Annotated in this window: 15 protein-coding genes; 11 read left to right on the forward strand and 4 right to left on the reverse strand. The window is 47.7% G+C overall.

Features of this window, described 5'->3' with window-relative positions:
* Positions 1-45: 45 nt before the first annotated feature.
* From ACY2RR_RS12975 to ACY2RR_RS13000, 6 genes are all read left to right on the forward strand, one after another.
* A complete protein-coding gene (locus tag ACY2RR_RS12975) occupies positions 46-792 on the forward strand; it encodes an amino acid ABC transporter permease (protein ID WP_490108578.1) in 747 nt (248 codons plus the stop codon).
* Between the two features lie 164 nt (positions 793-956).
* Positions 957-1493 (forward strand): YybH family protein, encoded by a 537-nt coding sequence (locus ACY2RR_RS12980; protein WP_490108579.1) that lies wholly within the window; start codon positions 957-959, stop codon positions 1491-1493.
* Between the two features lie 149 nt (positions 1494-1642).
* Positions 1643-2845, forward strand: a complete 1203-nt coding sequence (locus tag ACY2RR_RS12985; protein WP_490108580.1) for an ABC transporter substrate-binding protein — start codon at positions 1643-1645, stop codon at positions 2843-2845.
* Entirely contained in the window at positions 2808-4595 is a 1788-nt protein-coding gene (locus ACY2RR_RS12990) for an ABC transporter permease (protein ID WP_490108581.1), read from the forward strand. Before ACY2RR_RS12985 ends, ACY2RR_RS12990 begins: the two co-directional genes overlap by 38 nt.
* The gene (locus tag ACY2RR_RS12995) at positions 4585-5238 is read left to right on the forward strand and encodes an ATP-binding cassette domain-containing protein (protein WP_490108582.1); all 654 of its coding nucleotides are present in this window, start codon (positions 4585-4587) and stop codon (positions 5236-5238) included. The genes ACY2RR_RS12990 and ACY2RR_RS12995 overlap by 11 nt, the downstream gene beginning before the upstream one ends.
* Complete coding sequence (locus tag ACY2RR_RS13000) at positions 5231-5845, forward strand: CDP-alcohol phosphatidyltransferase family protein (RefSeq protein WP_490108583.1); 615 nt, start codon at positions 5231-5233, stop codon at positions 5843-5845. Before ACY2RR_RS12995 ends, ACY2RR_RS13000 begins: the two co-directional genes overlap by 8 nt.
* Positions 5846-5847: 2 nt before the next feature.
* Here the strand turns inward: ACY2RR_RS13000 and ACY2RR_RS13005 are convergent, their stop codons facing one another.
* The gene (locus ACY2RR_RS13005; protein WP_490108584.1) at positions 5848-7038 is read right to left on the reverse strand and encodes a hypothetical protein; all 1191 of its coding nucleotides are present in this window, start codon (positions 7036-7038) and stop codon (positions 5848-5850) included.
* Between the two features lie 123 nt (positions 7039-7161).
* On the opposite strand from ACY2RR_RS13005, the gene syd reads away from it, so the two are divergent.
* A complete protein-coding gene (gene syd / locus ACY2RR_RS13010) occupies positions 7162-7713 on the forward strand; it encodes a SecY-interacting protein (RefSeq protein ID WP_490108585.1) in 552 nt (183 codons plus the stop codon).
* Between the two features lie 53 nt (positions 7714-7766).
* Here syd and ACY2RR_RS13015 read toward each other — a convergent pair whose 3' ends face one another.
* The 3 genes from ACY2RR_RS13015 to ACY2RR_RS13025 all read right to left on the reverse strand — a co-directional run bounded on the left by ACY2RR_RS13015 (position 7767) and on the right by ACY2RR_RS13025 (position 11191).
* Positions 7767-8669 (reverse strand): sulfurtransferase, encoded by a 903-nt coding sequence (locus ACY2RR_RS13015; RefSeq protein WP_490108586.1) that lies wholly within the window; start codon positions 8667-8669, stop codon positions 7767-7769.
* Between the two features lie 133 nt (positions 8670-8802).
* Positions 8803-9804, reverse strand: a complete 1002-nt coding sequence (locus tag ACY2RR_RS13020) for a hypothetical protein (protein WP_490108587.1) — start codon at positions 9802-9804, stop codon at positions 8803-8805.
* Between the two features lie 133 nt (positions 9805-9937).
* Positions 9938-11191, reverse strand: coding sequence for an MFS transporter (locus tag ACY2RR_RS13025; RefSeq protein WP_490108588.1), 1254 nt, complete (start codon positions 11189-11191; stop codon positions 9938-9940).
* Between the two features lie 150 nt (positions 11192-11341).
* Here ACY2RR_RS13025 and ACY2RR_RS13030 point away from each other — a divergent pair, with 150 nt between their 5' ends.
* The 4 genes from ACY2RR_RS13030 (at position 11342) to ACY2RR_RS13045 (ending at position 14244) form a co-directional block, all read left to right on the forward strand.
* On the forward strand, positions 11342-11785 hold the full coding sequence (locus ACY2RR_RS13030; protein WP_490108589.1) for a DUF3010 family protein: 444 nt from the start codon (positions 11342-11344) through the stop codon (positions 11783-11785).
* A gap of 246 nt (positions 11786-12031) precedes the next feature.
* Positions 12032-12826: an amino acid ABC transporter substrate-binding protein gene (locus ACY2RR_RS13035; RefSeq protein ID WP_490108590.1), complete on the forward strand. Its 795-nt coding sequence runs from the start codon at positions 12032-12034 to the stop codon at positions 12824-12826.
* A 12-nt stretch (positions 12827-12838) separates the two neighbouring features.
* A complete protein-coding gene (locus tag ACY2RR_RS13040) occupies positions 12839-13507 on the forward strand; it encodes an amino acid ABC transporter permease (protein ID WP_490108591.1) in 669 nt (222 codons plus the stop codon).
* The gene (locus tag ACY2RR_RS13045) at positions 13507-14244 is read left to right on the forward strand and encodes an amino acid ABC transporter ATP-binding protein (protein WP_490108592.1); all 738 of its coding nucleotides are present in this window, start codon (positions 13507-13509) and stop codon (positions 14242-14244) included. The genes ACY2RR_RS13040 and ACY2RR_RS13045 overlap by 1 nt, the downstream gene beginning before the upstream one ends.

The raw sequence follows: 14244 nt of genomic DNA on the forward strand, positions 1-14244 counted from the left end.
TCACAACGGGGTATGATGAACGGATAACAAAACAAAGACCTTGTCATGCAGTTTCTATCCCGTCTTTTTCTTATCTTTACATTGTCGTTCGTGCTGACCGGTTGTTCCGATAATTACCAATGGGGTTGGTATATTCTCTCCCCCGCCACAGAAGCCGGTCGCACAAATCTCAGTTTTCTAATACAGGGAATGACCTACACCCTTGGCATCAGTGTGCTGGCATTTTCCATAGCCATGATTGTTGGTTTACTGGTTGCCCTGCCCGGGCTGTCCTCCCGCAAACCTCTGCATTATGGCAACCGTATTTATGTAGAAACATTCCGCTCTATTCCCGTATTGGTAATGATTCTGTGGATTTACTACGGCCTGCCATTGGTTTCCGGACTTGAGTTCTCTGCCTTTACTGCTGCAGTCATTGCCCTGGCTTTATGCGAAAGCGCATTCCATGCCGAAATATTTCGAGGGGGGATTAATGGTATTGATAAGGGTCAGTTTGAAGCGTCTGACGCACTTGGCCTGACTTATTTCCAGAAAATGCGCCTGATTATTTTGCCCCAGGCTATTCGTAAAATGCTGCCACCGCTGGCAAACCAGTTTGTTTATATGTTGAAGATGTCGTCGCTGGCTTCCGTGATTGGCGTTCAGGAACTGACCCGACGGGCTAATGAATTACAGATCAGCGAATACCGGGCCATGGAGATTTATTCCATTCTTGTTCTGGAATATCTGGTACTGGTGCTGCTGTTCTCCTGGTTTGCCCGCAAGCTGGAGAAAAAACAGATTAATCAGTAAGTCTTTAGCAGATTGGCTTAAAACTCCCGATTCATTGCAACATTGCTTATGCATGCAGTTTTAAGCCTTATCCTGACAAGGCCTGAGTTACAATGAACCATTCTGTAGTTTTGTATATCGACTACCCTTGCCCATGATTTTCTAGTCATATTCCGGGGGTATTGATGAAACTAGGCAAAGTCTGGCTATACGGCCTGTCACAAGCTTTCTCGACTGTTCTCTTTGTAACAACAGTTCTGGCATCCATTAATGCATCAGCGGAAGATAACGATAAAGCCAAAGCCGAACAGCTGATGCATGACTATGTTCACGCTTATATGAAACAGGATATTGATGCTCTCAGTCGCCAGCTAGTATCGGACGGCAATATTGACCTCTGGGGTACAGGGCTTGATGAGCATCTGACCAACGTGACACAGTTCCGAAAACAGCTCCAGCGGGATTTTGATGAGGCTCAGTCTGAACTGGAAATTACAGAACTGCGATCTTTTCTGAAAGGTGATGCTGGTGTTGTTCTGGCTGAACCACGGGTACGCTTTAAACTCAAAAAAGGCCAGAGTAACTGGCAGAATTACCCACCTCTACGCACCACCCTGTTCGTTGAAAAAGAGAAAAACAATCAATGGAAGATTCGTCATTGCCACTGGTCCGTTCCTTTTACTGAACAGCCAGAAGGCCGGTCTTTCCCCGATGTAGACTGACACTTTCAATCAATAGATGCCGGAGCATAACAACTCATCAACGACTTTGGCGTCACAAAGGGTAAATCTTGTAGTGCCTTTGTTTTTCCATAACAACAATGGCATTATCCGGCACACTCTTATCTTGAATGCTGGTCACAGGATCAACCATGCACCTGCAGAAAACCCTAAAACAATTAATAACCTGCACCTGCCTTACGGCCTTATCCACTTTGAGTTTTGCCTCCAGCTGGCAGGACACTCTGGAAGAAGCGAAAGGTCAGTCTGTATACATGAATGCCTGGGGAGGCAGCGAGTCGGTTAACGATTATCTGGACTGGGCATCAAAGGAAGTTAAGAGTAAGTACGGTATCGCCCTTCACCATGTAAAGGTTGATGATATCTCCAGTGTTATCAGCCGGGTTCTGGCTGAGAAAAGTGCTGGCCGAACCAATAAAGGTTCCGTCGATATCGTCTGGATCAATGGCGAAAACTTTCGGGCAATGAAGGACAATGGCCTTCTGCATGGGCCTTTTGTGAACGACCTGCCCAACTGGCGCTATATCGATACCAAGGATAAACCAACCACAGTAGTTGATTTCGGTGAACCAACCGACGGGCTGGAAGCTCCCTGGGGGATGGCACAACTGGTATTTATGAACGACACCGAAGTTGTTCCTCAACCACCCAAAAGTATGCAGGAGCTGCTGAGTTTCAGCCAAAAGAATCCCGGCCTGTTTACTTACCCGGCACCACCGGATTTTATCGGCACAACGTTCCTGAAGCAGGCACTGCTGGAACTTGCAACCGACCCGTCACGACTGCAAAAGCCGGTTAATGATAAAGATTTTGAGAAGGTTACCCAGCCTTTGTGGAGTTTCCTTGACCAACTGCATCCTCAGCTCTGGCGCAGTGGACGCACCTTTCCAACTAGCTCAACAGCTATGATTCCTTTGCTGGATGATGGTGAACTGGCTATGTCTCTAACCTTTAACCCCAGTGAAGCATCTACCGCCATTAATAATGGTCGCCTGCCAGATTCGGTTCGCACCTATGTTCATCGCAACGGCACTATTGGCAATACCCATTTTCTGGCAATACCGTTTAACAGTTCTGCCAGTGCAGCTGCAGAAGTCGTGATTAACTTTTTGATGTCACCGGAAGCCCAGTTGAGAAAGTCTGATCCACAAAAGTGGGGGGATCCAACGGTCTTAAGCATCGACAGCCTGGATGCACAGGACAAAAGTGCATTCAAAGCCCAGAAACTGGGTATTGCTACACTGCGCCCTGAGCAGTTAGGCAGCCCGTTACCTGAACCTCATCCTTCCTGGGTGAATGCTCTGGAGCAAGCTTGGCAGCAGCGTTATCGTTAATGCTCCGCAGCTTGGCAGTAGTATGAACGCTCACCACAACGGACGTGCAAAAGCACTTGTTTATCTGATCCCTCTCTTGTTCCCAGCCATTATTCTGGCCGGGCTTGCAGGAGTGGTTTTACCGGCATTTGGCTGGTTTCCCGCTCTGGGGTTTCACTCATTCTCCCTTGCTCCCTGGCATGTCTTATTTAATACACCAGCACTTACAGAAATGGTGCTGGTTACAGTTTTTGTCGGGGTCAGTACCACAGCAATCTCGCTACTGTTGACACTGGTTTTTGCAGTCACCTCTTGGCAAACCCGATTGTGGAAGATCACTGCACGATCACTGTCACCATTACTGGCCATTCCTCATTCGGCACTGGCTATTGGAGTTCTTTTTCTTCTGGCGCCCAGTGGTTTTTTCAGCCGCCTGGCAGCAACACCAATGGATTGGTCACGGCCTCCCGATATTCTGTCGGTCAATGACCCTCTTGGGCTCAGCCTGATTTTTACCCTGATTCTGAAAGAAGCCCCCTTTCTTTGCCTGATGCTGATTGCAGCAGTCAGTCAGACACCAGTGAAACGTATACTGACAGCAGGCTGCGCATTGGGTTACAGCCCACTGCAGTGCTGGCTGAAACTTGTGTGGCCACAGGTGTATCCGAAGATGCGTTTATCAGTACTGATTGTGATGGCCTTTTCATTGTCAGTGGTTGATGTTTCTTTGATTATTGGTCCAAACCTGCCGCCACTTTTGCCAGTGCAAATTCTTTTCTGGCAGCAGGACCCGGATATTACTCAACACCTGCCTGCCGCCGCAGGAGCTTTGTTGTTGCTGGTTATGGTACTCGCTATGATGGGGTTCTGGCTGGCCGGGGAAAAGCTTCTTAAATACAGTTTGAGATACTGGCTGACAGCAGGTTATCGGGGTGGCCAAAAACCTTTGCTAGTGAAGTTCGGCAGAGTCACCTGGTCAGGAACACTGTTGATGGCCCTGACTGCACTGGTTGTTGTGGCTATCTGGACCTTTGCCTGGCGCTGGCGTTTCCCTGATATTTTGCCGTCTGTATGGTCGTTGAAATCCTGGATTCGCTACTTTCCAAGGTTGCTTGATCCTTTGATGACAACCCTGACCATCGCAGTTGCCAGTTCAGTCATTGGTATTGCTCTGAGTATTCTCTGTCTGGAGTTTCGTTCGCCAGAAAAATCCTGGCAGAACCGGACAGTGACAGCCTTTTTCTATCTACCTTTACTGCTGCCGCAAATGACATTTCTGCTGGGCATTCAAACACTGCTGGTATCACTGCATCTTGATGGTTATCTGATCACAGTGATTGGCTGCCACCTGTTGTTTGTTTTTCCCTATTGCTACCTCAGCCTTGCGGGCTCTTGGCAACAATATGACCAGCGTTACACACAGGCAGGGAGGTTGCTTTGTGGTTCGGCGTGGAAAACCTTCTGGCAGGTGAAAATCCCTATGCTGATGACGCCACTGTTAACCACATTGGCTCTTGGTATTGCCGTCAGCACAGCTCTCTACCTACCAACGTTGATGACCGGTGCTGGCCGTTTTGAAACCTTGACCACAGAAGCTGTGGCCCTGGCATCAGGTGGCAACCGACGCCTTCTTGCACTCTATGCCCTTATGCAGATGCTGGTCCCCATGTTGTTTTTTGCAGCAGCATTAGTAATGCCACGATGGCTGCACCTCACCCGTAAAGGTTTTTCTCTTACAGCCAGCCAAAGGACACCTCGCTATGAGTCTTGAACTGGACAATATTTCTCTGGCTGTTGCAGAGCGTGCTCTGCTGGAAGGGTTTTCTCTGACTATCAATGCTGGTGAAATCGTTTCCATTATGGGGCCAAGTGGCTGTGGTAAATCCACTCTGCTCTCGGTGATCTGCGGTGCCCAAAGCCCCGCGATTACAGCGTCTGGCAATATTATTGTGAATGGCCAGAATGTCACTGATGTACCAATGGAGAAGCGACGAATCGGTCTGCTATTTCAGGATGACCTGCTGTTCCCTCACATGACCGTCAATGGCAATCTAGCTTTTGCACTTCCTGCCGGATTATCAGCCAAAGAGCGTAGCTTCCGTGTCGACGAAGCTCTGGCCGCTGCAGACCTTCCGGGTTATGGAAATATGCATCCGGATAACTTGTCCGGCGGTCAACGGGCCCGCATCAGTCTTATGCGTACCCTGTTAGCAGAACCTGAAGCCCTGCTTCTGGATGAACCATTTTCCCGGCTGGATGCTCATTTGCGACAACAGATGCGTAGTTTTGTTTTTCATACAGTCAAGGATAAACAGATTCCAGCTTTACTGGTGACCCACGACCGCCAGGACTGCAGCGAACGCATTATTGAGCTGGATACTGCCAGAACCACCTCCGGAGAGGTTCATGATTGATCGTTGGACCCACGCCTGGGTACAAAAGCCCCTGAATATTTTTGCCAAAACACTGGTTGGTCGAATCACTCCTGACCAGTTAACGCTTGGTGGCTTTATTGTTGGGATGCTGGCCGTCCCGTTACTGGCAATGGAATGGTATATCCCGGCTCTCGTTGCCATTGTTATCAACCGAATTATGGATGGTCTGGACGGCACCCTTGCCCGCTATACTCAGACATCGGATGCCGGTGGGTTTCTGGATATCTGTCTGGATTTTCTATTCTACTCTGCCGTGATATTTGGTTTTGCTCTGGCAAATCCGGAGCAAAACGCTCTGGCCGCAGCCTTTCTGATTTTTTGTTTTATTGGCACCGGCAGCAGCTTTCTTGCCTTTGCGATAATGGCAGAAAAGCACCAGCTCGATCGCATCCAGTTTGAAAACAAATCCCTGCATTATCTGGGCGGTTTAACCGAAGGGACTGAAACTTTATTGTTCTATCTTGCTATTTGCCTTTGGCCTCAGCAGTTCCCTGTACTCGCTGCAATCTTTGGAGGCCTATGCCTGATCACTGTTTTCACTCGTATTTATGGTGGTTACCAGACACTGTCACGTATCCAACCATAGTCTCACGGGCTGAGGATAAATGGGGAAATGGCATTTGCATAAGCTGTGATAAGCCCCATCACACTCAAGCTTAAAAAGGCCGAGGTTGATCCTGATCGTTCATACAGCGGTTGTGCTACAAAATAAGTGTAAAGTACCTGAATTGCTGCCTCTACCCCTGTTAAATAAATATTTGACCCACAGTATGCTCTACCTACAAAGGCCATAAAAGCCCAGTGAACCATGACATGAGCCTTCATCCACCTGTATAAATAATATCGACGATACTCTTCTGGATAGCTTTCCTTACCGTAGGGCTGGTTTCGCGCATATATCAAACCATTGGCTCTCTCAGGCAGAGATATCGCTGTTCCGCCCGTGGCTAGAATAGGGAAAATGAAACTGTATAAAAATGCGTTCAGGGCAAATCCCTGACTCTTCATTTCCAAATCGCGCCGTAAAGAAGCGATAGAAATACTTCTAATCCCTAACACACCCGGGCTGCTGATATAATTTCTCCAGAAACTCCCACCGATAATACCTGTTCCCACCAAAGTCAATCCGGAGATAGCTCCAGTACCAGCTCCCAGCAACCCAGCCTGTAAAAGACTTTGTTCTGGTAATTGAGCAGCCCAGAAAGCCGCTTTATTTACCAATTCAAAGCCACCAAACTGATGCAGCATATGAATCAATTCCGCAGAGTTGAGATTATCCGCTCGATTCAGTGGTAAAGGCATATGCGACAAACCTTCATCCCCCCAGACAGTCTTCCAGCGCTCCAGCTGCCAAAGTGGTTGGGCATCGTTATAAAGCAGTAAAACCCGCCCCTCAGCTTCTGGTTCTCTGAATGACCCACCCAAATCAAACGAACCTATTTCAGCCCAGTGGTTAATTTGCGGGTCACAGCTCTTTAGCAAATTAACTCTCCCTTCAAGGGCCACTTCAGCAAAATAAGTACAACCTTGATCATCAAACTGGGCAAAGTGAGCAATAGCTTTCTGGTGATAGCTCACCCCTAGGGCAATACGATCTTGAGCCAACCCATTTAAACAATGAATCAGCAAAGAGAAAGCAGTGCCGACAAGTACCATTTGATACGACCGGTAGTTTTGAACCCGAAACACGCTCACCTCACCACAAACCAGACTCTTTCTACTAGCAGGCCGTAAAAAATTGAATGAACTTAATAATGTAGCTGCTCCCAATATAGGCAATAGTTGTATTCTGTAAACGCTCTAGAGAGTTGGTTATATAGGGTAACAATTGCCCTCCTCCTGATGAGCCGCCATAATCTGCCTCGCTGCTATCTATTCACTTTCAGGCAGATTCCAAGCCCCATGAGAAATGTTTCGCCAGTGACCACACAAGCCCTGACCCAGCTCCATGAAAACTTCCGTGAGAAAAGCCTGAGCAGCTCGGGACAACTGCCGGAATGTGACAAAGATCCTGAGTGGCCATCCCCCTGTGAACAGGCCCACCCCGATCCGGAGCTGAGTCACTGGCAAGCAGTGAGCTGCCAGGACTCACTGGATTTCTCAGGCCTTGAAACCGCTCTGGAACTAAACCTGCACCCGGATATTGTCAGCTACTACACCAGTTTCTACAGCAACAATATTCCCGCCTGCTGTGCTGACGGTGACCTAGAACTTTTGCAGGTATGGAATCGTGATGATTTTGACCGGCTTCAGGAAAATCTGATTGGCCATCTGATGATGAAGAAAAAGCGCAAGCAGAAACCCACAGTCTTTTTTGCGGTAACCGATGACGACGAGATTATTCTTTCTGTGTTAAATGAAACTGGGGAGGTTTGGGCAGAAAGGGTGGGACAAAATCCACACAGAAAAATGGCAAATAATCTAGCCGAGTTTTTAAGTACACTGAAGTTGTAGATGGTTTTCTGCACGGGTATTACAGTGATCCCCGTGCAGCAACCCGTGATCAATTATTTCACAATCATTAAGGTGTCATCCGCAGCCCAATTCCACATTGAGCCATCGTAGTTCCTCACCCTTTCATAGCCGGCCATCTTCAGGGCAACAGTCACCAATCCAGCACGAATACCTCCGGTACAGTATGCGATAATTTCATCGTTCTTACTGATACCCGCATCTGCCATCATAGATTCAATCTCAGGTTGGGTTTTCAAGAAACCATTTTCGTCAAGGAAGTCCTTATAAAAGATATGAACAGCTCCCGGGATTCGGCCATCACGCACCTCACCATAATTCTTTTCACCCTCATACTCTCTTCTCTCCCGGGTATCCAGCAGCTTCAGCTGATCAAGATTGTCTGCGATATATTGGGTAGTGGCGTAAATCGCTTTGTCTTTATTGATGATGAAAGAGCCATAATCATTTCGTTCAGACTTTGAGCTCAACTGATAACCAGCATCTTCATAAGCCCTGATACCACCATTCAGAATGGCGGCTTCACGGATACCCGCATATTTCAGCATCCACACCAATCGCCCATCTTCACCAAACCCATCAAGCGGATCGATATACACAACAACCCTGCTGTTCTGAGAAATGCCTAGTTTGCCAATTTCCCATGCCAGCTGGTCATCAGGTAGTAACAAACCATGATTTTTATCAGAGGGGTCACCCATAAAACTGAACTGAGACCAGACAGCATGTACAGCACCTGGAATATGTGCATCGTCATAATCGTCTTCACTGCGGGCATCAATGATCACCAAATTGGCATCATTAAGGTGATCATTCAGCCATTGAGCTGAAACCAGATATTCGGGGTGAGTATAAGCACTTGGTTGAGAAACGTTCTGATTGACGAGCGTTGTCGCTTGTACTTTTTCACATCCAGCAAGCCCAGTAACAACTGCCATAAAAAGTAACCAGTGTAGTTTCACGAAATCCCCCAAAACTCTACTCCAAAAACGCTGCAAACTGTGTACTGCAGAGTTTATGAATAAAGTGCTCCAGGACAGTGATGTTAATCACGACTATGCAAGCATGGTGTTAAATTTGATCCAGATATGCTTTCCGGAACATCACCAGCCTTGGGCGAGTTGAGCGGCGAGCATCAAACAAAAAAACATAGTCTTCGCCATCGTCTGCTGTCGGGATAGTTCTCTGGTACTTTCTTCCAGCAATTTTAAAGACCTGCTCCCCAGCAGAAACTTTTACATCAACCCGGTATTGGTCTTTGCCAAGAAATTCAAATGACTGGCCATCAATCTGGGAACCAGACAGTTTCAACCGTTTATAGGAAGGTTTCCCTGGCCGTCCGGCTTTAAGGATTTTCTCAAGGCGGCTCATTTCTTTCTGAACATAAGCAAGCAGTTCCTGATTCAATGCTTGATGGTCTTCTTCAGGAACAGCCACACTTTCCGGTGCAGGAATAACAACGTTAGACTTTTTAACGGGAGGTGTGGATTTCACCACTGGCTTGGGCTTTTTCTGTTCTTTCGGTTTGACGTTCTTCTTGGCAACAACCTTCTTAACAGGTGCTTTCTTTTTAGAAACTTTTTTCGCTTTGGCTTTCTCTTCTGCAACAGTTATTCGCTGCTTTTGTTGTTCAATACGCTGATCACCCTGATCAATCCGGCTGGTTAACTCCGCCTTTTCAGTCTCAAATTCAACAAGGCTTTGCTGAATTCTGTTGACGGACTTTTCACGGGTACGAAAGCTGCGCTTGGCCATTTCCAGAGAGTGCTCTGCCAGCTTCACTGCTCGCTGGTTGGCTTTACTATCCTGCTGTTCCAGCTTCTGTTTGCTTTGCTCCAGGTGGATCTGGGCTTCAGTAAGGCGTTGCATATCGGTATTAAGCTTTTCCAGAGCAATACCATGCTTATAAAGGTAAGCCTCCTCGTCCTGACTCAGCCCAAGTAACTCAGCCTGACGGTTTTCCTGAGCCTGTACCAGAATACCAAGAGTCTCTTTCTCTCGAGATACCGAACCAGAAGCCAGTTGTGCCAATAAAAGAAGGGAAATGACTGCAATACAATTTCGGACGAGCATTCAACAGCCCTGTTATGGTTATTATGCTGTTTATGACAGGCAGGTTTCGCTTACCTGTCGTTTATCAACAGACTCTAACCAGCACCGCTCCTAACTTCAATAGCACCTTAGCAACACTGTGACTATCTTCCGGTCAGGAGTTGTTCTGCTGCCCTTTCAGCATAAACGCTCCCAACAAACCGGCTAAACCGACAGCTGTCAGATAGTAACCCGGCACAGCCAGGTTTCCAGTTCTTTCCACCAGCAACATAATCAATGGTGGTGCCAGCCCACCGAACAACGTCATGCCGAGGTTATAAGTCATGCCGACACCACTGTAACGAATATGGGTCGGAAACAATGTACCCAGATAAACAGAGATACCACCTGTCATAAGCGCTGCCAGAATACTGGCAGGCAATCCGATAGCCCAAACACTGCCCCCACCTTGCCAGAGCAGGAAGGCCGGTAAAGAAAACAGACATAAAACTACTCCTGCCAACACAGGCAATTGCCTGCCCGACAACCGGTCACATAACAACCCTCCAACCAGACACAGTGGGCTGACCACAACAGAACTGACAGCCAGGGCAAAACTGATTTCACCGGCAGGATACCCCATAACCCGGGCATAATAACTGGGTCCGAATATCACTAATACGGTTACGACTGCACCATTCATTCCCATCACCAGCACGCCACCCAGCAGGTTGCGACCGTGGGAACGAATAAGCTCCAGGAATGGAACTCGGGTTTGCCGCTGGTGTGACAACATCTGAAGGAATACAGGCGACTCCTGAAAGCGCTTGCGAATATAAAAACTGATAAAACCAAGGCTGCCTCCTGCTGCAAAAGCCAGCCTCCAGCCCCAGCTGGACACTTCGTCCTGCCCCAACCAGCGAATCAAAAGAAAATGTACAAATGATGCGCCAGCAACCCCCAGCATCAACGCGAGGAACAGTGCTCCCCCGGCCAACCCTGGTCGTGACTGGGTTTCCCTCAAGTAGGTAATGGCCCCTGGAAGTTCCCCTCCGAGTGAAAACCCTTGGACTAATCGTAAAAAGGTTAGAAGCAACGGCGCAGCAATCCCTAAAACCTCATATCCCGGCAGTAACGCAATTCCCAGAGTACTGCATGCCATTAACAGAACACTCCAGGAAAATGTGCTTTTGCGTCCGTAACGATCACCAATATGACCAAAAATAATGCCGCCTATGGGACGAGCCAGATAACCAACTGAAAAGGTGCTGAACACTAAAAGGAGGGAAACAAAACCATCACTGGAAGGAAAAAAATGATCGGCAATATAACCGGCCATCATGGCATAAATAATGAAGTCATAGAGCTCGAGAAAGCCACCAAGTGACACAACCCCAACAACTTTTAGAGAAGAAATCCGCCCTGACACTGCCAATCCCAAAATTTATCTATTCATGAATTGTTACATAAAATAGCAGCCCTCTCCGTTTGCTGTAAGTATTACTACCTGCATTGCACATTTTTCATTCAGGGTCAGGTTATAATGTGCGTTTACCCATCTATTCGGTCATTTCACACAATGAAAGTCTGTAGTGTTGATATTCAGGGCAGCGAAGCTCTGTTCTGCATTTTGTCCCTCGATGAAGGCCTGATGAGCACCCACGACTGTCGCCAGACTCGTATTCCCCTGAAAAAAGCTGACGAACAAATCAGCGATACCGAGCAGGTGCGTCGCTTCCAGAAGATCTTTGCCAAGCTCTGTGAAGATTACAAAATTGAAAATGTGGTGATCCGTGAACGCCCAAAGAAAGGCAAGTTTGCCGGTGGCGCTGAGGGTTTCAAAATTGAAACTGCCATTCAGTTGATCTCCGGCGTTCGGGTAGAACTGATGTCTAACCACGCCATTAAGGAACAGCTGAAGCACACTCCCCTTCTGGTCGACAGCCGTGAAGTTGGCCTTAAAAAATTTCAGGAGTCCGCTTTCCAGACAGGTTTTGCCTGGTTGAATAAAGTCCGGGCCTGATTACTTTCGCCTTATGCCTTCTGCTGCATCAAGCGACAGAAGGCATATATTCTTTTTGGTTATATTTAAATAGTTATTTATCATTTCTGGTAGCTACAAAAATCACGTAACTTCGCCTCCAAACTATCGGAATGTCTGTTTGTCAGTTTTACCTGCCTTAACACCCTTCCTCCGATATATCTAATAAGCTGAACTCAATTCAGCAACAACTTTGTATTACAAAAACTGAAGTGAGGCGTAGAGTCCATGTTTCGTCGTTTATCTGCGATGGTGCTGACTGTTGTCATGTCCGTCTTCCTTGTTGCTTGTGGCAATCAGGACAATTCATCAGCAAACAATGAGTCTGCTGAAACTGCAGCTGTCAAAGTTGGTATGTCTGGCAGTTACTACCCGTTCACCTTCGTAGAAGATGGTGAACTGCAGGGTTTTGAAGTTGATGTATGGAATGAGCTGGGTAAGCGCCTGAACCGCCCGGTGGAATTCACAACAGCACCTTTCTCCGGCTTGTTTGGCATGCTGGAAAGCCAACGCATCGATACCATTTCCAACCAGATAACTGTGACCGATGCCCGTCTTGAGAAATACAACTTTGCTGATACCTATGTATACGACGGCGCTCAAATCACCGTGAATGCAGACAATACCGATATCAGCTCTCTGGAAGACCTGAAAGGCAAGAAAGTTGCAGTAAACCTTGGCACCAACTTCGAACAACTACTGAGAGATTTTGACCCTGACGGTAACATCGAAGTACGTACCTACGACACCGGTATAGAGCAGGAAGTCGCCCTTGGTCGTGCAGATGCCTTTATTATGGATCGCCTTTCCGCAGCTGAACTGGTGAAAAAGTCCGGCCTGCCACTGAAACCTGCTGGTAAACCTTTTGAAGTGATCCAGAACTCCATGCCATTCCTGAAGAACGAAAACTCCGAACAGTTGCGCACCCAGGTAAACCGTGCTCTGACTGAGATGCGTGCGGATGGCACCCTGAAAACCATTTCTGAAAAATGGTTTGGCACCGATGTGACCCAGGAAGGCTGATTGAGAGGAACCATGACCGAGTTTGATTTTCCCTATGCTGCCGACCTGCTACCCCAGCTGATCAGCGCATTACCCGCCACTTTAGGCATGACAGTTCTAGGTACCGTGTTGGCACTGGGGCTTGGTCTGGTTATGGCACTGGTTCAGGTTTTTCAGGTCAAAGGCCTGAACCGGTTAACCGATATCTATATTTCTTTTTTCCGTGGCACGCCGTTGCTGGTTCAACTATTCCTGCTTTATTACGGCCTGCCACAGATATTCCCGTCCATGACCTCTGTCACTGCCTTCCAGGCCGTGACATTGGGACTGGGTTTGCACTTTGCTTCTTATATGGCAGAGATCATTCGCGGAGCTATTCTCGGCATCGATAAAAGCCAGATGGAAGCGTCTCTCAGTGTCGGCATGGATCGTTTAACCGCCATGCGTCGTATTGTTTTGCCGCAGGCTTCCCGTATTGCCTTGCCAGGTTTGATGAACAGTTTTATCGACCTGCTCAAAAGCACATCCCTGGCCTTTACCCTGGGTGTAGCAGAAATTATGTCCAGAGCTCAATTGGAAGCGGCTTCAAGCTTTAACTTCCTGGAAAGCTATCTGGTCCTTGCTCTGGTTTACTGGCTGCTTGTAATTGTTATGACCTGGGCGCAGAAACTCACGGAACAACGCCTTGGAGAGGCTTACTGATGGCATTGGCTGAAGTCACCAATTTGCATAAAACCTTTGGCAGCAATGTTGTGCTAAATGGCATTGACCTGCAGATTGAGCAAGGTGAGATCGTAGTTATTCTTGGCCCATCCGGCAGTGGTAAGTCCACCCTGCTCCGTTGCCTGAATTATCTGGAAACTCCGGAGCAAGGCACAGTCACAATTGCTGGCCATTCCGTTGACGCCAAAGCGGCCAGCAAGAAAGATATTATTGCTTTGCGCAGACAGACATCCTTTGTCTTCCAGAATTACGCGCTGTTTAAAAACAAAACCGCTCTGGGAAATATCACCGAAGCCCTGACCACAGTGAAAGGTTTGCCAGCTGCTCAAGCTGAAGCTATCGGCATGGATATTCTCAAAAGTGTAGGTTTGGAAGATCGCCGAGATGCTTGGCCATCAGAATTGTCTGGCGGCCAGCAACAACGTATTGGTATTGGCCGGGCTATGGCGCTTGATGCGGAACTGATGCTGTTCGATGAGCCAACATCTGCTCTTGATCCAGAAAAAGTCCATGAAGTTCTGGACCTGATGAAACAACTGGCGCTGCAGAAGCGAACCATGATTGTCGTTACCCACGAGATTCCTTTTGCCCGGGAAGTGGCCGACCGGATTATTTTTATGGATGGCGGCAAAATTATTGAGCAGGGAACACCAAAACAATTATTGGATACTCCTCAGGATAAACGTACCCAGGTATTTCTCAGGCAGGTTCTCTAA

The sequence above is a fragment of the Parendozoicomonas sp. 2304DJ65-17 genome (assembly GCF_058148445.1).